This is a genomic window from Ruegeria sp. CDSA246 (assembly GCF_059611225.1).
Genome location: NZ_JBXWPD010000003.1, coordinates 31110 through 50241 on the forward strand (window position 1 = coordinate 31110; position 19132 = coordinate 50241).

Below are 19132 nucleotides of genomic sequence, written 5' to 3' on the forward strand. Positions count from 1 at the left end.
CCTTTTGGTTATTACAGCACATCTGGAGCATCCTCTTTGCCGAGGGGGCCGCGCGTGATTTCAACCATCTTTGCGTCCCAGGAGGCGGAAAAGCTCAAGACCAGGAAGACCGAGATGTCGATCGATACGGTAACTTTCGAGACGAAGAACACGGTCTCGTTGCCGGTGCCCGGTTGCGCGAGTAGTCGGGCCCCCATTGCCTCGAACCGGATGGCGACGGATATGATTGGTTTGATGGCTGCCTCGGCCTGTAGCAGAATCCCTCCGCCCCAACCCATTACGGTTTCACCTATAATGGCGATGAAGGTGAACCCAACCATACCCTTAAGCTTGAGGAAGTCGCCCGGTCCGACCTTTTTCATGTAGGCAATCCCAAAGCCGATAGTGACCACGAAGGTCGTGCCGTCCTTCACAGACATGATGAGTGAGAACTTGATGATCGCAACGGCGTATAGGCCGGGAACAGCCTTGATCGCGAACATCGGTTTGCCGCCCAGCGAGAACTTCGCTTTGGTCTTTTCCTTCGCCAAGGTGACCAGAACTTCTACGCCTGTGTCCGCAAAGATGATGTCTCCCGGCAGCGGTGAGGGCGGGATCTGAAGATCGGCACCGCTACTGGTTTTGAAGGGAACCTTCATTCCGAACGTGAATTTCCATTTATTCTCCATCCGGACATCCGGTTCGCCGGAGATACCCAGTTCCTGCAGGATTGTCAGAAGGTCCTGCACGATCTGTACGGGTCCGCCCATTCGGAGTTCGGGCGCTTCGAAACGGGTGTCGGGGTCACCAAGGGCGCTGACCTGCGCAACCGTGGTGATCACATCGCCCATATCAGTATGCGCCATGATGCGGGTGGCGTTGGTTAGGCGGAACTCCCATGGAGTTGGCTGACTGGTGTCAACTTCGTATGTGACCTCTGAGTTGGTGTAATCAACGTCGCTTTGCACGCTTCCGGCAGACGCGGTCGTGCGTCGCCCGATCCCCGCATTGAAAGTGCCGGGACCGTCAAGGCGGAAGCTGCCGCCATCAGCCACCAATGCGAAATTGGCACTCGGGAAGGGGATGCAGTCGGACTGCTCGGGGAACATGGACAACGAGTCGGCGAGGACGAAAGGATCGGCGATGATCGGGCGTTCGGTCGAGACGATGCGATTGGGTTCGGTCGGCTCGATCCGGGGTCGGCGAAAGAAGGCACGCTGCATCCCCATGGAGTGCAGGATGCCGTAATCCTTGGCCGGGTTGACGGCGAAGAGATCCTCGGGGTCGGCAAAGCGGTAAGGTTCTCCTGTCGACAGGCCGGCTGCGCCGCGCCGGATCAGCGGCAAGCCTTCATCCTCAGGCACCGGCGAAGGGGCGCCGCTGGCGTCGAGCGTCTCGAGCACAGACCATTCGCCGCCGGGAAAGACGAGGCTGCCCCATGCAGTCATCGCGAACTCGGTTCCCGCCACAGCAATGCCGACGCGGTTCATACGCATCTTCTGCTCTCCGCCTGCGACGGCACAAACCGCTTCGACAGGGCCGCACATCGGCCCGACCTGATTGATCAGATCGGTGTAGGTGGCGACGTCGAAGGCTGGCGGGTCGGCGGTAATGCGCACGTAGCCCAGGTGCTGTTTGACCGGTACAGGAGCGTCGGCGCCATCCATGACCAGATCGCCTTGGAAGTAGACGGCCATGAAATCCTGCCCATTGGCGGTGACGATCTGGCCGGTCTCGGCGATCTCGGTGACATTTGTGATCCGGCTTACGACTCCGGGATGAGTGATCAGGCCGAGACCTGGGAAGTCATACAGGCCATCGCCGCCCGCAACCCAGCCGGTGTCGCTGCGACCGACAATGGCGTCTGCCTTACGCTGAAGCGTGATCGTGCGCACAACAGGCACGCCGTAGGGAACCAGAACCGATTTGACGGTGACGACTTCCCGCGCGGTGCGTCCGACGGGCACGTCCAGTTCGACCTTCTCGACCTGAGTTGTGGCGTTCAGTGGGTTGTTCCACTTGCTGAAGATGCTTTCGCCATAGCCCGAAAGGTCGAGCCGCGTGACGGGGACGAGCGCAGTGCTGGGTGAACCAGCACCAAGGCTAGAGTTGAATATGCTCGTCGCGCTGGTTCCCAGGATACTGACTGGCGCACCGGGTACATCCGCAGGCACGGCAACGGGAAGTTGCACCGTATGGCCGGGCATGGCCGGGGTCTGGCGACCTGCGAGCGTGCGGTCCCGCGCGCGCAGCGAAAGCTGGTGGGCGCCTTGCATGTCATCAGGGGCCTCCGGGCGGGTTTCCTGCACCCGAACACCGCGTTCGGTATCGGTCGGCGCCGTCAATCGAGCGGAGGCAATCATTCCAAAGGGGAGGGTGACTCGCGCCCGGCTAGACGGGTGGGTGTCGCCGCGGAGCCGGTCGAGGATCGTGTCATAGGCGGGCACCGGTGCGAATGGTACGCGGTCCCCGTCGGGCAGGTCGATGACCGCGGGGACGCCGGAATTGAGAAACACCACACGTTCGGGAAAGGCGATAGCGTCCGCAGGCTCCGGCGGAACGACGACCGCGGGTTCCCATTGAACCGCAGGAAGGGTCAGCAGCACCATCCAATTGGGATCCACCTCGAAAGCCAGGTCCTCAATGGCGACGACCTGGTTAACTGCAGTCGTCGGTGCAGTGCTGGAAACTCCGATAGGATCGCGCGGGCCACGTGGTGGGCGCAGCGCGACACCAAACTGGCCCGCGCCACTGGAGACATCGAGAAGGGTGATCTTAGGGACAAATTCGAAGTCTAGCGCATCGCCAAGCGCTTTCCCCCAACTCGGATCAGCGGCGGCCGCGGCGGTGTTGGGACGCGCGGCGATGGAGATGTCGGTGACCGAGGCAACAGCCGCAACGGAGTTCGACAGTAGGTTCATGGATGCGCCGGTGTCGCCATCGTTGGGGGCCGCTACAGGCGCTGGGCCCGGGAGGAAAAAGTCCAGTGTCCGGCTGCCTGGCTGGACGGCGAACCGGCTGATCAGAAGCTGAGCGCCCCGTTTCTCGGACGTGTCGCGGATACCGACGTTGGCGGCATAAGGGTCAGGCAGTGTAGGTACGATCCCCTCCAGCCTGTAGCCTGCCCAAAGGGCGCCGGAGTTTATGCGCTCGCCATCGAAAAAGCCGTATAGAAGGGCGTTGATCGGGTCGTTGGTGCGCAGGAGACCATTCTTTATCTGAAAGCACCGTCGCCGGTCCCCGCGGTTTCGACCATAGATTGCGAGCGCGCCGATATCCCCAATCTGAGCGATGATGACGACCGCATCCAGTAAACGCAGCGGCACACGATCGCCTGCGACATCGCGCGGAAGGTCCGGGCGCAGGCTGACATCGGCCACATACTGGACGGCCTCCTGCCCGCCAGTCTGGGCGAAGTAACGCACCGAACCTTGGGTCGCACGCCCGATTTCAGCGCGTGACGCAGGTGTCACGTCGCCAATCTCGATCAGTGTGCGGTGGCCATCCTGTTCGGCTTGCAGGGCGGTGAGTGCAAGTCGCTCCTGATCGACCATCAAAGTGGTTAGCCAAAGCTGTCCGGGCGCGGTTTCAGAAGAGATTTGAGCCGAAAGTCCGGGGTCGATCTGGAGCATCAATGCGCCGACTCCCGCCGCCTCGCCCAAAAGCGCGGGGGCGATCCGCGCGGCCGGCAGTGCAAGGCCACCGCCGGTGATCGGGGCCTCGCCCGCGATCGCAAAGTCCTTGGCATCAGAGGCGGTGACCGTGAACTCCGTTTCGGTTGGGGTCATTGGCACCAACAGGCGGTTGAATTCCGGCAGGTACTGTGCTGCGGATTGCGCAGGCGTTAATTTCACCTCTTCACCGAAGGCACCAATGGTGGCGTCTGCCGTCGCTTCAATCTGATTGCCGCCAGGGCCAATGACGATCTGCAGGGCTTCTGGTGGATCGAAGATTGAGGCGCGCGCGTCGGCGCCGGCGTGGTCCAATGGGACGCCCGAAGTGCCCCGCGCGGGCGGATCCAGCAAGATATCGAGCTTGCAGGTGACATTGGTCGGGACGACGACCTCGTCGCCATTGACCGCAATTGGTGAAGAAAAAGACAGCGAGCCGCCTTTGATCCGGATGCCAGTGTAGGTGTCGCCAGCCACGGTCGCAAATAGGTTCGTTGCCATCCAAAAGCTGCCGCCCGCGAGGTCATGATCGACTTGTGCGGCGGAATGGAACACTGAGGCAAACTGGACGTGCGGGACGCTTAGGAACGGGGCACCGCCAGGGGCACGGACAAATCGGACCTGGCGGACGATCCGGAAAATATGGATCCAAATGTCACGACCGAAAGCATCACGTACTGGCCCGATGACCGCTTCGGCCGCCAAGCCACTGGTCCAGGCCGGAAGAGCGTCATTCAGTTGCGTACTGAAGATCGGAACCCGGCGCACCGCCACCACGCGGTCGGAGCCGGAGCGCAGTACTCTCTCCGCGCCGTCGATCCGGTCCCAAGAAAGCCCGTGCTCTGCAAGACTTGCAAGCGTATCGCGATCCTGGGCGCTATCGACGTAAAGTGTTCGAAGGGCCGCAGCCGCTTCCTCAGCTTCGGTTACGCTGATTTCCGCCGGAGCAGCCCCTGAAAGCGCCGCAGCGAAGGCTTCGCTCGACCCTGCCAGCGCTGCACGCCGCACGTCCAGGGCATTGGAATCGGGAACGGTATCTGGTGTGTTGGGCCGCTCGTCCTGGTTTCGCAAGAATTCTACGGCAAAGTTGTAAAGTGTTGAATCGGCTAACATATGACCTCCAAGAACAAGTGGAGAGATGCGACGATAAACTAATACTGGTTGAAGAATTGAGGTTAATAGACCGGCGTTCTTGATGAGAAATCCTAACATATTTTGCGATTCGATACGAACTTGCGACAGCGGTTTTTTCCGGTCGTCGCCTTTCCGCTTGGTTCACCGATCCGCTTTTTTCGGGTGCGAACAATCTCGCGGGGGCTCCGAAATCCGGCGCTCGCATCGTGGCGATGAACGGTATCCGCGACCGCCACGTGGCAGATCAACAGGAACAGTCGTCTTCGGCGTCTGATCTACAAATCAGCGCCAATTTTGGCAAATCGAGGTCAGGATCAATGAAATCGGTTTAGATGCTGGATGAAGGGCGCGCTGCGAAAATGGATGAGTTCATTCGCTGGAGGCAGAACTATGTGTGGCCGGCATTTCCATCTGTGGACAGCTCCCTAGTCATTCCCTCACACCCTGCTTCAGCAGGAACTGGTTCTTGAAATTTTGCAGCCCCGGCATGACGTCGGCCTTGGCAATATCGTCACTCGCGTGGATTTCATGTTCAAGAAATTCCTTTAGTGCGTCACCGTCGTCGCTGACGAGTTCGATAATCAGGTCATAACGGCCCGCGACCCACAGGATGAAAACTACCCTTGGGTTCTTTTCAAGCCGTTCCGCCACTTGGCGTGGTGTCACGCCAACAGCCACATTTAACCCAATCATCGCGTCGGTTGTGTACTCTGTGGCCACAGGATCCGACATCGCAACAATCCGCAACATGTTGTTGTCTCGCAACCCGCTCACCCTGTTGCGGATGGTTCCTTCGGACACATTCAACTGCTGCGCAATCTCAGAAAAGGCCATCCGGCCATCTTGCTGCAGTAGCCGGATGATCTGTTGGTTCAAGTCATCCTTTGGGGACCTAATGCTCTGTGCGGTGGCGCGCATGTTTGATTGCTTTTTGACTGCCATATACCCGATGCTCGATTGCTGCATTCGTAGCTGAGACTAGGTGAGGACATCGAAATCCGCAATTCTCCCCTGTGAATTCTGTGGCGGGAAGTGCAGAAAACGACATCCATTGCCCTCGACACCCTAGATTTTAAGGACGGTGACGCGAGTCGATTGCCAGATTTTCTGTAAAATTCCGTTGGAATTGCGCCTTTCGCAATCCACACGATCCCGCTATACGAAATTCGCACCACTATGCCGTTTTTTGACCAGATTATTTCTGATTCTTGCCTCAAGATCCCAATTAGTCGCGAAAAACGGAAAAAAATGGACGAGAAATTCGATATTCGCAGTCAAAACCTCAAGTCCCGGCGCGGCGAAACAGAGCCGGCAAGTAGGAAGACCGCGAGAAACGGTGGAAACCATACGCATACCGTTGAACAGGCGGGTGCAGGTGGCAGTGTCGAAGGGAGGACAAATGACAATTGCCGAGGAAAGAGCGCAGGCCGTTGGCGGGCCTCAGCACGGGCTGACTGCCGGGGCGTATCGCAGCGAAGAGTTCTGGCAGAGGGAATGCCAGACTGTCCTGGCCAAGAACTGGGTGTTCATCGGCTTTGCCCATCAGATGGCCAACCCCGGTGATGCACATCCAATCACCTGCGCAGACTTGCCACTGCTGGCGGTGCGCGGTCGTGATGGCGACATCCAGGTTTTTCACAACGTTTGCCTGCACCGGTGCATGACATTGGTCGACAAGCCTAAGAACGTCGGCAAGCTGATCCGATGCCCTTATCACGCTTGGGCTTATGATCTGGATGGCCACCTGCGTGCTGCACCGCATTTTGCCGGAACCGGAAAGCAGGAGTTCGACGGGTTTGACATCAAAGCACACCGCCTGAAGCCCGTGCGCACCCATGTCTGGCATGATTGGATTTTCGTCAATCTTGATGGGAACGCGCCGGAATTCGAAGACTATGCCGCACCTTTGATCAGCCGGCTGGAGGGGATGGACTTCACCAAAGTGGAACCAATTGGCCTGCTCGACTTTGGTGAGATTGGCACCAACTGGAAGCTGATCATGGAGAACTTTATCGAGCCTTACCACGTCCAGTTTGTCCATGCCTCAACCACCGATCAGCCGTTGGAAAACCACTATACGCTCATCGATGGCAACTGCATCGGCAGCGCCGTGGACCTGAACGAAGAGTTGGGCACATCCGGCAGTCTGGGCGTCAGCTCTCGCTATCTGACCCTGTACCCCAATTTCATTCTGGGCCGCTATTTCCCGGACCAACTGGGCGTCTATCTGAACGTGCCCATCGGTGCCGGAAAAATGCGCCAGTACCGAGCTCTTTACACAACGGAAGGCCAGGAACTGAGCGCCGAGGAAATACAAGCCCTCAGAAACCTTTGGTGGGATGTCCACAAGGAAGATCACGAGATGGTTGAGCGCATGTTTGAGGGCCGCAAATCCCCAGTCGCCGAGGACGGAGGCCTGTTGTCGCCCGCCTGGGAGGACAGCGTGCGCGCCTTCCAGGATCTGATCGAGCGTGATGTGGCCGGTGCTTAAGCAAGAAGGAACAATATCGATGAATAAGTCCATATCCAAAGGGTTTCGTCTGGCCCATACGATGATGCGGGTCACCGACATGGAGAAGTCACTGGATTTCTATTGCGGAATTCTGGGTATGGAAGTGCAGCGGCGCACGGACTACCCCGAAGGCAAATTCACCAATACCTTTATCGGTTATGGGCCTGAGGCCGAATTTCCCACGCTGGAGCTGACCGCCAATTGGGATCAGGGCACGCCTTATGACAAAGGCGACGGCTGGGGTCACATCTGCATCGAAACGCCGGATGTTTATGCCGCGTGCGAACAGCTGGCTGCAGCGGGGGTAAACATCACCCGTCCACCGGGGCCAATGAAAAACGGCACTAGGGTCATCGCCTTTTGCGAGGACCCTGACGGTTACAAGGTCGAATTGAACGAATCCATACTGAAACACCTGGCACAGGAAGGCTGACCAAATGGGTGACACACCTCAACTTTTCAAATTCGATCTGGTTCAAAATCGCTACGACTCGATGGGCGACAGCGACACCTACATCAAACCGATGGTCACCAGCGAATTCAGCAAGTCCATGTGCGGTGGCATCAACGTCCTGAACAATATCAAGGTGCCTTGGGATCTGACCTGCGACGAGATCATTTATTGCCTTGAGGGCACGTTCCGACTTGTTTGCGATGGCAAAAGCTATGTTTGCAATCGTGGTGACGTGCTGTTTGTCCCCAAGGACAACCACATTTCCTACGAGTCGGACGGCAAATGCGTGATCTTCTATGCCGCCTACCCTCACAACTGGAAACAGCTTGCCGGGATCACGCAGGTTCCGGGCATCGACCCAGACGATTTTGTCCCCGGCTGAACACCTTTTCGCTGAGCGACAGAACAACCGAAACCAGCACCAACACTGAGGGGTCACCCTCGGTGAACCAAATCTGATTGCCATTCGATGGGAGGACGCCGAATGCCCAAAGATAATGCCAGCACCCGCATCTACTACGAGACTTTCCATGACGCTGTCGAGCGTAACCGCCCGCGTATCGCAGAGGTACGGCAACGTCTGGAGGAGGCTGGTGTCAAATACGTGATGGCCGCCTGGATTGACCTGCACGGTATTCCAAAAACCAAACCCGTACCAATGAGTGATTTTGAACCGCTATGCCTTGGAAAAGGCCCGCAATTCGCGGTGCATTCGATTTCGTACGTGCCCGAGCTAAGCCCCGCCGACAGCGATCAGGTGGTGGTTCCGGATCTCGATGCCGTCTACGTCTGTCCGTGGGACACATCGATGGCGATCATCTTCTCGGATCTCTACTGGGAAGACGCACCCTATAATGTCTGCCCGCGTCAGGCCCTGAAACGCGCCATGCACGAGGCGGCGCTGGAAGGGTACACTGGTTACGCCGGGGTAGAACCCGAGTTTATCGTGATGAAATATGACGACGCCGGGCAGCCGGTAAAGGCATTTGACGATGACCCTGCAGATGGGCTTCGTCCGCGTCGTCAGGCATTTGGCTATGATGTTGAGTATTCGATAGACTCGATGCCATTCCTAAAAACCCTGATCGACATCATCGAAGGATTAGGCTGGAACCTGCATGACGTGGTGGCCGAGGGTGCATATTCCCAGTTTGAGCTTGATTTCCACTATACCAACCTGCTGGAAATGTCCGACCGGTTGGCTTTTCTGCGCATCACGTTGAAAGAGGTGGCCAAGCAGCATGGGCTGTTTGTGACCTTCATGCCAAAGCCAACTGTGGGGGACTGGCGGTCCGGGGCGCATATCAACATGTCGATGCAGCATGAAAGTCGCCCCGGCGAAAACATTTTTGAGACACCCGATGGCAACTGGAGCGACGAGAGCCGCTGGGCCGTAGGCGGGCTGATGCAGCATGCCGAAGCAATCACGGCGATCACCTGTCCGACCGTGAACTCCTATAACGGGTTGGTGCCGCGCGTTGGAGGTTTTGAAGGCGGCACCGTCACCTGGGCTCCGACCAATATCACATATGGCTTCAATAATCGCTCCGCCCAGTTCCGCCTGCCGCAAAGCCGTCACTGCATCGAAAACCGTGCCTGCGACATGACCATGAACGTCTATCTGGCAATGGCGATGCATCTGAGCTGCAGTGTGAAGGGGATCAAAGAAAAGACCGATCCGGGCGAACCAACGGATTTTGATCTCTACTCAAAGACCGAAGCTGAACTCGCCGAGCTCGGAATCCGCCGATTGCCGCGGACCCTGTTTAACGCGATCGAGGCCTTGCGTGGCGATGCCATGGCGGAACATGTGATGGGTCCGGTGATGCGTAATTCATATCTCGAATACAAAAACGACGAGTGGGAGCGGTATCACCAATCGGTCACCGATTGGGAAGTGCAGGAATATTTGCGACTCTACTGAGGCAGGAGATGACCAGATGGTGTCGGACTTTGAGATATACGAGCTTGGCGACCTTCCACTTTTGTCGGGCGAGGTATTGAAGGATGCCAGGCTTGCCTATCAGACCTATGGCACATTGTCGGCCGCCCGTGACAACGTCATCGTTCTGCCCACGTTTTACACAGGCACAAATTCCCGTAACGAGGGGTTCTTTGGCCCGGGTCGCGCGATTGATCCAAGCCGCCATTTCATCGTAAGCCCGAACCTGTTCGGCAATGGTCGTTCGTCGTCGCCATCGAATGCGCCTGCGCCGCAGGACGGCCCGCGTTTTCCCTTGGTGCAGATGTGGGACAACATCACTGCCCAGCATCGGTTGATCCATGATCACCTGGGGATCGATAAAATCGCCCTTGTCGCGGGCTGGTCAATGGCGGGCTGCCAATCCTACCAGTGGGCGGCGCAATACCCGGACATAGTGCAGGCGATCCTGCCTTTCTGCGCCTCAGCCAAAACCTCACCGCATAATTTCGTCTTCCTCGAGGGGGTCAAGGCCGCCCTTTGCGCGGATCAGAGTTGGAGCGGCGGCAATTATGACAGCCCACCTGAGGCCGGGCTTAGAGCCTTTGGCCGGGTTTACGCAGGCTGGGCCTTCTCTCAGACCTTCTATCGCGAGGGGCTATATCGGCAGCTGGGATTCCAATCGATTGAAGCGCTGATGCAGGATTGGGAACAGGACCATGTGCAGGGCTGGGATGCAAACAATCTGCTGGCCAAGCTTGCCACATGGCAGGCAGGCGACATCTCAGCCGGGCCGCTTTACAATGAAGATTTTGAACTGGCGCTAGGTGCCATCAAGGCTCGTGCCATTCTGATGCCCTGTACTCAGGATCTATATTTCCCTCCCGAGGATAACGAATTTGAGGCCCACCACATACCTCGCGCCGTCTTCCGCCCTTACAATTCCCCGTGGGGTCATTGCGCTGCCAACCCAGGCAATGACAAAGGTTTCACGGCTCAGTTAGATGCCAATATTCGTGAACTTTTAGAAGAGTAATGCTTGGTGAAGAATCGGGGGACCGCAGCCGATATCCAGCAGCCAACCGTGATGCTGAGGGTGCAGCCCGATTTTCCGTCATTCGCTGCATCGACCTGTTCAGGGCGGGCGTTGATTTCGGTGGCGATGGTGCGGGCGATGCGGTCCAAGGATGCCCCCTGAATTCATTTGGGAGGCACTTCTTGGCCAGCCGCTCCACCAAGGGAAAGAGGCGATCGAAGCTGTTAAGCCTGTTCGGCCAAAACCAGCAAATCGTCGTGCAGGGTTTTTGCGATCTCAACGTAACCGCGGCACGTGTTGCGTGCGCGCGCCGCGAAACGTCTTTGCGACGGCAAGCGCGCACCCTGATCGACGATGTCGGCAAACAAGCGTTCGGCGCGCTCATCATTTGCTGCGGCACGACCACCGCTGAACTGGGCGGGGTCAAAAGCCAGAATGATCTCGCCGTGATAGGGCGCGCCGCCGTGGCCCTCGGCAAACTCCATGCTTTCCAGGCTGGTCAGGTCGTCGATCAACGGACCGGCCAACAGCTCGATCATGATCGACAAGGCCGAGCCTTTGTAACTGCCGAAGGTGAGCATCGCCCCCTCCATCGCGGTCTGCGGATCAGTGGTCGGATTTCCATATTTGTCTATGGCGACGCCTTCGGGCAGGGGTTTCCCCGCCCGGCGATAAAGTTCAATCTCACCGCGGGCAAAGGCGCTGGTTGCAAAATCAAACGTGAATGGATCTTTTCCCAGACGCGGCCAGCTAAATGCCAAGGGGTTCGTACCCAAACTACCCCGAGTGCCCCCAGCCGGTGCGACCCAGCTGTGGCTGGGCACCATCGCCATCGCGGCCAGACCTTCTGAAGACAGACTTTCCACTTCGGGCCAAAGGGCCGAGAAGTGAAAACAGCGGTTGATTGCCATTGCAGCGATGCCGTGGGTGCGGGTCTTTTCGATCAGCACAGGCAATGCTTCGCGAAAAGCCAGCAAAGACATGCCTCCGCGCGCATCGACACGAACAATGGCATTATCCGAAGGCGCAAGAGCCGGGGCCACATGCCCGTCAATCTTGCCGGTCTTCATGGTGTCATTGCACATGAACAGGCGGAACAACCCATGAGATTGGCAATCGTCGACCTGGCAGGTCGTCAATACATCGGCAATTGCGGCCGCGTGTTCCGGGCCAAACCCCGACTTGGTCAGGATGGACAGGCTGAGGTTCCGGATCTCGTCCAGTGTCAGTTTGACCGTGTCGCTCATGCCGCGCGTCTCCCTTGTCTGAGGTCAGACAAGGGATAGCGTGGCGATGCGTGTAAAGGGAACCCGCTTTATTAGATTGGTTCAGGTTTAACCCTGTGCTTCGGCTTGCAAATAGGCGATCACATTCACGATATCGGATTCCTTTTTCAGGCCGCGAAACTGCATCTTGTTGCCCGGAACTGTGCCTTTGGGATCCGCTAGAAAGGCGGTCAGGGTGTCGGTTGTCCATACGATACCCGACCCCTTTAGAGGTTCCGAGAACTTAAATCCGTCAGCCTGACCCGCCGTAGCGCCGATAATGCGGTGAAGCGATGGGCCCACCGTATGGCGGTTTTCGTCCAACTTGTGGCAAGCGCTGCATTTGCGGAACACCTTCTTACCTGCTTTGACGTCACCTTCGATAGCAACCGCAGCAGTTACGGCTGTGGCGGCAGGTTCGGCTTGGGCTTTCTTTTCGTCCAGGTTGAATATCAGACGCGCTGTAATGGGTACGGTCCGTGTGATGCCGGGCAGGTCGGCCAATTCCATCAACTTATCCACACCCGCATCGACGCCTGCATCTTCTGTACTGATGAACACCATGTCATTTGTTGAAACCATGACTGATGTTTCAGACAGGCGCGCCACAAACATCTCGGCATCAAACGCTACATCTGTGCCTGCCAGCGAAAGCATCGCATCGACATCGACAATCGTGGTTTGGCCAACGCTCAGGGCCGTTACATCTGCCATGTCGAACTGCGCCGTCAGTGATGCTGTACCCGCTTTTTGGAACACGTATTCGACCATACGTTCATTGCGAATGTCGATATTGGTTTCCACCGATGACAGGTCAATTTCAATATCGGCTTTTCCGTCGGGTCCAACCTGACCGGAGAGACCTGTGAAAGAGTTTACCTCACCCACGGTGTCTTTTTTGATCGAACCATAGGCCAGATGCGAGCCTTCAGGGTCCAGCGTCCAAGTTTGCGCAAGAACCGGGGTTGCAACAATTGCCGACGCGATTGTGACTGCCTTCAACAGAAGTTTCATTTCTTTCCTCCTCGGGTTATGTCAGTCCTGACCTCGCGGGCCCGGTCCGTGAATGACAAACACACACAGGTCGCGATTTATTCGATGAGTCCCGAAATTAACTCCGAACAGGCCGTGCGCGGCGCAATCCAGACGCATTCCAAGCGGGTCTGGCGGTTTGGTCTTGCACTATCGGGGGCGTCGGACGTTGCAGATGATCTTTTGCAATCGACGTGTTTGCGCGCGTTGGAGCGTCATCATCAGGTCACATCGCATGATCGGTTGGACAGTTGGCTGATGACGATCTGCCGCTCGATCTGGCTGAACGAGGTGCGCGCACGCTCGGTGCGCAAGGCCCAAGCGCTGTCCGTGACGCCCGAAGCCGAATTAATTTCGGTCGGACCGGATTCAGAAACGAATATTTTCGCCGCTGAGGTGTTTACACAAGTGATGCAGTTGCCAGAAGCGCAGCGGGAGACAGTCATGCTTGTGTTTGTTGAGGGATATAGCTACCGCGAGGCCGCCGCGTTGCTGGAGGTTCCGATAGGGACTATTATGAGCCGGTTGTCTAACGCCCGGCAGAAACTGAAAAACGTGATGCAGCATGATGCGGCAGACACCGTTCGACGGAGTGGCAAATGAAGTTTTCCGACGAGACGCTGAAGGCGTATCTGGAAGGCAATGCGGATGCAGCCGAGGCCGCCGCAATCGAAGCGGCGATCGAGACCGATCTTGCGCTGGAACAACGCCTGATGACACTGGACCTGCTGGCACCTGTGGTTCAATCAGTGTTCGAAAACATTCCTGCAGACGCGCCACAGATTGAATTGCCGCAACCAATGCCGGTCAGTACGGCCCGCACCTCGGGCGGCCCCTGGCGCTTGATGGCAGTTGCGGCGTCAGTGGCGGTCGTGGCCGTGTCCGCAACGTTCTGGGCCACACGCCCCGAGCCGATGGGGTGGGCCGAACAGGCGGCAATCTACCAGTCACTTTATTCACCGGACACGATTGCATCATTGGACAATTCTCCGGTTGCGCTTGATGCGCAGTTTGCGCGGGCTGAGGCACAGCTGGGCCGGTCGCTTAACCGGGATGCGCTTGAAACGCTGCCTGGATTGGAATTGAAACGCGCTCAGGTTCTGTCTTTTAAGGGGAAACCTCTGATTCAGGTTGTCTTTGCGGATGATCAGGGTCAGCCGTTGGCGTTTTGTGTGATCCGCCAGGGTGAGGGCGCGCCAGCAAAGGATGTCAAACTTGCGGCGATAAGTGGTGTTGCCACTGCGACATGGGCGCAGGATGGATATGGATATATGCTGATCGGCAGCAGCGAGCAGACCGATCTTGACCAGCAACTGGACATTCTGACGACAACATTCGCCGGCTAACCGGGGGCAGGGCGAAATACGTCTTGTGAACCGCACGAAATGTCCGAAATATAGCGGGCATGACGACGAAACCTGTGATGCCGGACCCGGAAGACGACGATGTGGTTGGTCCTCCCAGCATCTATGACACAGATCCGCCTGAGGATGATGATCTTTGGTTCCTCCCCCCGGATGAGGACCTGGCGCAGGATGTTTTTCTGCCGCCCGGTCCGGTGGTCGATCGCCGCCTGCTGTTTGATCCAAGGGACTGGCGTGCGGCCCAGGCCGAGCTGTCTTATGAACTGGCCGAACTGGCAGCCACGTTCGGGGCGTTGGACGAACGTTTGCGCGCAGGCCCGACCGGGTGGGGACACCGGCTGGCGCTGATGGATGTGTCTGATCTGGGTTGGTGGACAGGGGATAGGATCGGTGTCGACCGGCTTGCGTTGTGGGTGGGATTACGGATTGGCGCAACCGGCGATGATGTCCAGGCGATGTTCCGGGCAGGCTGGGCTGTGCGCCGACTAACTGCAGGGGCTGGGCCATCAGAGGGCGGCTGGGCGACTGGCCTGACCGCGTTTCTTGATCGCATGGCACAGGGCATCGAAGACATGCCAGAGGCCGTCGCCGATTTGGCTGAGATTATGCAGAATGTGGAAGGCTTGCATCCCGTCACGCAGGCAGCCATCGGGTTTCATGCTTGGCGCGCCCTTTCGGAAAGCCCTGGTCAGGACACTGAGGCAGCGATCATTGCAGCCCGACATGCTGCGTCGATGGGGCGGGGTGGGGCGATCTTCATGCCGTTGGCGTTGTCGGGTCCGGGGGCGTTGCGTGGGGTTGGTGAGCCGCAGGAAAAACTCGCGGCCTGGATCAGGGGGGCAGGGCAGTCGATATTAGCGGCTTTGTTGCACCTGGATCGGGTCAGCGCCTGGGATCAGCGCGCCCGCGATGCGACAAGTGACCTGAGCGGCCGCACGCCACCGCGCCTGATCGACGCGCTGACCGCATGGCCCATGGTGTCGGCACCGCTGGCCGAGGACCTGACACAGGCTTCGCGCGCTGCGGTGCAACGCAATATCGACCGTTTTATGAACCGGGGTTTGATCCGAGAGGTAACGGGGCAGGGGCGTTACCGGGTCTGGACAGCTGCACTGTAGCCGCTGAACAAACTGCGAATTGCCCGGTCGGCAGGGTGAAAACCCCAATTCATTCAGATAAATTCACGTGAACCCACGTTGAAGCGCGATCTCGGACGTATCTTGTCGGGTCATCCAGTTCAGTGTTCCCATCGGGTTGCTTTCGAAGACTTCTGCAGATGTTCCGTAACCGAAACATTTGCACGGCTTAGAAATGATGGGATGACAAGGTATCGATTTTTCAGCGCCGACGGGTCATTTGACCTTCGAAGCTATTTTCGTAGCCTATTGTGAGTGGTTTCGACGGTGCATTTTGATAAGCCGCTTGTGGGTCGCAAAACCAGTCATCCGCGCCGATCCTGTCACTTAGACGCTGCCAATCTGAGAATTTGGTTCCACAATCAAGAATGAAGGACTGGCGTGCGTCGGTCGGTTTCCACTGTGCATGCCTCTGCCTCGAAACTATGCCTTGTCTGGTGAACGTGAAATCCTAGTGCAAGCACTGGCTAACAATCCGCTGACGCTGATCGATAGCGTGTCGATATTGTGTCACGCAAAATAGGCTTTTCATTCATGTAATTTAAGCCGCCTGCCTTGGCAGAACCTACGAATTGGACGTGGGTGGGAAACGCAGATGAGCATCGGTTTGGAATACCGGTACATTGTTTAACATAGGCCCCAGGCGTGACGCTGCACGATGTCCGCGGTATCACAACACGCGCGACAGGAATGCCTTGGTGCGCGGTTCGCTTGGTTGGGAAAAGAGCACCTCGGGCGGGCCTTGCTCCAGGATGCGTCCGGCGTCCAGGAAACACACTTTGTCCGCCAGCTCGCGTGCAAAGCCCATTTCGTGGGTGGCAAGCACCATGGTCATACCCTGCTTTCGCAGGTCCCTCAGCACGTCCAGAACCTCGCCTACCAGCTCGGGATCCAGCGCGCTTGTAATCTCGTCAAACAGCATGATCTGGGGCTCCATCGCCAGCGCACGGATGATTGCCACCCGCTGCTGCTGACCGCCCGATAGTTGGTCTGGATAGTGCTCCATCCTTTCACCCAGCCCAAAGCGTGTGAAAAGCTGGGTCACCCGCGGGCGCAGGTCTTCTCTGCTCAGCCCGCGTACACGGCGTGGCGCGAGCATTACGTTCTCTGCCGCTGTCATGTGGGGAAAGAGGTTATAGCTTTGGAAGACTATGCCGATCTGTTGGCGCACCGGCTGTGGGTCCAGCCCCGGTTCAGAGATGTCCTTTCCATCCAGCCAGATCTCGCCGTCATCGATGGGTTCGAGCAGGTTCATGCAGCGCAAGAGTGTGGATTTGCCAGAGCCTGAGGCGCCAATCAGGCACACCATCTCGCCCTCAGCTACGTCCAGGTCAATGCCCTTGCATACCTCGTGATCATCGAACCGTTTCCGCACCCCTCGCAAGGATAACTTTGCTGTCATGTACGGGCCCTGTTCTGTTTATTCATAAGGTAGTCCGCATACCGCGTGGCTGGTATGGTCAGCGCAAGAAAGATAAGCGCTGCGCCCACATAAGGCGTAAAATTGGCATAGAGCGATTTGTAAACACCAGCCTGTCGGAAAATCTCAACCGGGCCGATAAAGGACAATAGCGCCACGTCCTTCTGCAAAGCGATGAACAGGTTCATATTGGCAGGAACGACGTTTCGTATGGCCTGCGGCAGGACCACATAGCGCATGGTGTCCTGATCACTTAGCCCCAACGAGGCCGCGGCGGATCGCTGCGACTGATGGATCGAGTCAATGCCCGAGCGGATCACCTCGGCCACATAGGCTGAATAGACCAAAACCAGCGCCAGCGTGCCCCAAATGTAGGGGCTGTTCCAGGGTCTCGGCAGGCCCAACCCGGGCACGCCAAAGCCAATAATGTAGATTACAAGAACCACTGGCAGGCCACGGAAGATGTCCGTATATGCAATGCCGAACAGCCGCAGGGGAAAAAGCGCAGGTGCGCGCGTGTCCCGACACAGCGCGATAACCAGTCCCGTGATCGCGATCAGCGGTGCAGACCAGGCAAAAATCATCACGTTCATCAGAAAGGCTTCGAGCAATCCGGGAAACGTCTCGGCGAAGACCCGGCCGTTGAAAAACGAGCGTTGTACGGCCTCCCAACCTGGGGCGAGCGGGACGAGGACGACGATGGCAAGAGCCACGCTGACCACCGAAATCAGCGCGATGCGATTTGAGCGACGCCGTACCTCAGCTTCATAAACCTCGCGACGCGTTGGCGTCGCGGCAGAGTGCTCAACCGAGTCTTTTTGCAATGATGTTTCTTCCATTTACTCGATGACCGGCACACCTGTAGCCTCGGACAGCCATTGGGTTTCAATCGCGGCAAGCTCGCCGCTTTCGGTCAATTCTGTGATGGCCGCGTTGACGCATTCCTTCAAGGCGTTGCCCTCTTCCATCAAAAGGCCGAACTGATCAGGACTTTCGGATTGCCCCGGAGGGAACTGGCCAAGCAATGCACCGTTTTCGACCACGACAGCCGACAGATAGAGTGCCGTAGGCAGGTCATAAATTGCGGCATCGATCTGGCCAGCCATGATGGCCGCATTCACATCAGCATTGTCGTTGTAAAGCAGCGGTTCACTAGACGGCTGGATCACGTCGTTCAGCATCGGGATCGCGGTTGTCGTGGCCACAGCGCCCCACTTCAAATCCTTAAGGCCGTCCAACGTCGCTTCTGCACCGGAATCGACAACGTTCTGGGTTGTCAAAACCGCCATGGCCGAGGTGTAATATGGCAGGCTGAAATCAACCATTTCTTCGCGCTCGGGCGTGATCGAGTACTGCTGCATGTTGAAATCAAAGTTCTTTGCGCCGGGCTGAATCGCCTCGTCAAAACTTGTGCGAACCCAGGTGACATTTTCCTGGCCAAAGCCCATTTTTTCGGCGATGGCATAAGCAACGGCAGCTTCAAATCCTTCGCCGCTATCGGGCGCGTCATTCATTACCCAAGGATAGTAGGCCGGATTACCTGTTGCGATTGTCAGGGTGCCCTCTGTTAGGGTCTTGCCTTTGGCGCAGGTCCCATCGTCCGCAGCAAGCACCGAGGTTGTTGAGAAAAGTAAGGCCAGAGCTGGGCCAGCAATCAGTTTCATCAATCTTCTCCCTGTTTTTGTTTGGTCACAGGTTCTTATGCGCAGGGGGATTTGTCTAGGTGTTTGATCCCACGGTGTGATGGCGGGGAATTTTCATTGGAATGAGAGACGGTACAATGAATTTAGCGGCCAATCGCACATCTTCTCAGGAACCGGTCGAACGGTATCGTTAAGAGATCTGTTACAAACATTTGGCCATTGACCGGACCTGCGTCTTTGCTGCGGGTCAACTGGTGGAAATCGTAAACACAAAGGAAGCTTGAGCTTTTCTGGAGCACCTGCTCGAAACGGTTCCCTGCCATATCAACACCACCTTGACCGTCAATGGCAGCCAGTTGCAACAACCAGCTTCGCTCGAACTTGACTGAAATCCATGATGCCTACACTTGCGTCACCGATTGAAAACACCAAGTCGCCTCGCTCCATACGAAAAATCTGCAAAATCTGGACTTAAGAATCGTCTCGATTCCTTCTCGATTCGGTCCACCAGATGCCAGTACTAAACAATTGGTTTCGACATCTGGTTGTCCTCAATAATGAAAAG

17 protein-coding genes are annotated in these 19132 nt (G+C 57.2%); 9 read left to right on the plus strand and 8 right to left on the minus strand.

Annotated elements, in window-relative coordinates:
* Positions 1–11: 11 nt before the first annotated feature.
* Both AC2FI9_RS04830 and AC2FI9_RS04835 read right to left on the minus strand, forming a co-directional pair.
* On the minus strand, positions 12–4763 hold the full coding sequence (locus tag AC2FI9_RS04830; RefSeq protein ID WP_496766162.1) for a hypothetical protein: 4752 nt from the start codon (positions 4761–4763) through the stop codon (positions 12–14).
* A gap of 450 nt (positions 4764–5213) precedes the next feature.
* Positions 5214–5702, minus strand: coding sequence for an Lrp/AsnC family transcriptional regulator (locus AC2FI9_RS04835; protein WP_496766166.1), 489 nt, complete (start codon positions 5700–5702; stop codon positions 5214–5216).
* A gap of 481 nt (positions 5703–6183) precedes the next feature.
* Here AC2FI9_RS04835 and AC2FI9_RS04840 point away from each other — a divergent pair, with 481 nt between their 5' ends.
* The 6 genes from AC2FI9_RS04840 (at position 6184) to AC2FI9_RS04865 (ending at position 10869) form a co-directional block, all read left to right on the plus strand.
* Positions 6184–7275, plus strand: coding sequence for an aromatic ring-hydroxylating oxygenase subunit alpha (locus AC2FI9_RS04840; protein WP_496766168.1), 1092 nt, complete (start codon positions 6184–6186; stop codon positions 7273–7275).
* A 19-nt stretch (positions 7276–7294) separates the two neighbouring features.
* The gene (gene gloA, locus AC2FI9_RS04845) at positions 7295–7729 is read left to right on the plus strand and encodes a lactoylglutathione lyase (RefSeq protein ID WP_085823161.1); all 435 of its coding nucleotides are present in this window, start codon (positions 7295–7297) and stop codon (positions 7727–7729) included.
* A 4-nt stretch (positions 7730–7733) separates the two neighbouring features.
* On the plus strand, positions 7734–8132 hold the full coding sequence (locus AC2FI9_RS04850) for a cupin domain-containing protein (RefSeq protein WP_108859955.1): 399 nt from the start codon (positions 7734–7736) through the stop codon (positions 8130–8132).
* Between the two features lie 102 nt (positions 8133–8234).
* Positions 8235–9674, plus strand: a complete 1440-nt coding sequence (locus AC2FI9_RS04855) for a glutamine synthetase family protein (RefSeq protein WP_496724953.1) — start codon at positions 8235–8237, stop codon at positions 9672–9674.
* A gap of 16 nt (positions 9675–9690) precedes the next feature.
* The gene (locus AC2FI9_RS04860; RefSeq protein WP_496766171.1) at positions 9691–10707 is read left to right on the plus strand and encodes an alpha/beta fold hydrolase; all 1017 of its coding nucleotides are present in this window, start codon (positions 9691–9693) and stop codon (positions 10705–10707) included.
* Between the two features lie 6 nt (positions 10708–10713).
* Positions 10714–10869: a hypothetical protein gene (locus AC2FI9_RS04865; RefSeq protein ID WP_496741144.1), complete on the plus strand. Its 156-nt coding sequence runs from the start codon at positions 10714–10716 to the stop codon at positions 10867–10869.
* Between the two features lie 62 nt (positions 10870–10931).
* Here the strand turns inward: AC2FI9_RS04865 and AC2FI9_RS04870 are convergent, their stop codons facing one another.
* Positions 10932–11954 carry an Ldh family oxidoreductase gene (locus AC2FI9_RS04870; RefSeq protein WP_496766173.1) on the minus strand — a complete coding sequence of 341 codons (1023 nt, stop codon included), beginning with the start codon at positions 11952–11954 and terminating at the stop codon, positions 10932–10934.
* A gap of 87 nt (positions 11955–12041) precedes the next feature.
* Positions 12042–12986: a c-type cytochrome gene (locus AC2FI9_RS04875; protein ID WP_496766176.1), complete on the minus strand. Its 945-nt coding sequence runs from the start codon at positions 12984–12986 to the stop codon at positions 12042–12044.
* A gap of 84 nt (positions 12987–13070) precedes the next feature.
* Here AC2FI9_RS04875 and AC2FI9_RS04880 point away from each other — a divergent pair, with 84 nt between their 5' ends.
* The 3 genes from AC2FI9_RS04880 to AC2FI9_RS04890 are packed head-to-tail and all read left to right on the plus strand — an operon-like array spanning position 13071 to position 15486.
* A complete protein-coding gene (locus AC2FI9_RS04880; RefSeq protein ID WP_496724944.1) occupies positions 13071–13607 on the plus strand; it encodes an RNA polymerase sigma factor in 537 nt (178 codons plus the stop codon).
* Complete coding sequence (locus AC2FI9_RS04885) at positions 13604–14350, plus strand: anti-sigma factor (RefSeq protein WP_496741138.1); 747 nt, start codon at positions 13604–13606, stop codon at positions 14348–14350. Before AC2FI9_RS04880 ends, AC2FI9_RS04885 begins: the two co-directional genes overlap by 4 nt.
* A 59-nt stretch (positions 14351–14409) precedes the next feature.
* Positions 14410–15486 (plus strand): helix-turn-helix domain-containing protein, encoded by a 1077-nt coding sequence (locus AC2FI9_RS04890; RefSeq protein ID WP_496766178.1) that lies wholly within the window; start codon positions 14410–14412, stop codon positions 15484–15486.
* A 688-nt stretch (positions 15487–16174) separates the two neighbouring features.
* On the opposite strand, the gene AC2FI9_RS04895 is transcribed toward AC2FI9_RS04890, so the two are convergent.
* The 4 genes from AC2FI9_RS04895 to AC2FI9_RS04910 form a co-directional block, all read right to left on the minus strand.
* On the minus strand, positions 16175–16906 hold the full coding sequence (locus tag AC2FI9_RS04895; RefSeq protein WP_496766180.1) for an amino acid ABC transporter ATP-binding protein: 732 nt from the start codon (positions 16904–16906) through the stop codon (positions 16175–16177).
* Entirely contained in the window at positions 16903–17748 is an 846-nt protein-coding gene (locus tag AC2FI9_RS04900; RefSeq protein WP_282170305.1) for an amino acid ABC transporter permease, read from the minus strand. Before AC2FI9_RS04900 ends, AC2FI9_RS04895 begins: the two co-directional genes overlap by 4 nt.
* Before the next feature lie 15 nt (positions 17749–17763).
* Positions 17764–18591, minus strand: coding sequence for an ABC transporter substrate-binding protein (locus tag AC2FI9_RS04905; protein ID WP_496741130.1), 828 nt, complete (start codon positions 18589–18591; stop codon positions 17764–17766).
* Between the two features lie 119 nt (positions 18592–18710).
* On the minus strand, positions 18711–18929 hold the full coding sequence (locus tag AC2FI9_RS04910; protein ID WP_496766183.1) for a hypothetical protein: 219 nt from the start codon (positions 18927–18929) through the stop codon (positions 18711–18713).
* Between the last annotated feature and the right edge of the window lie 203 nt (positions 18930–19132).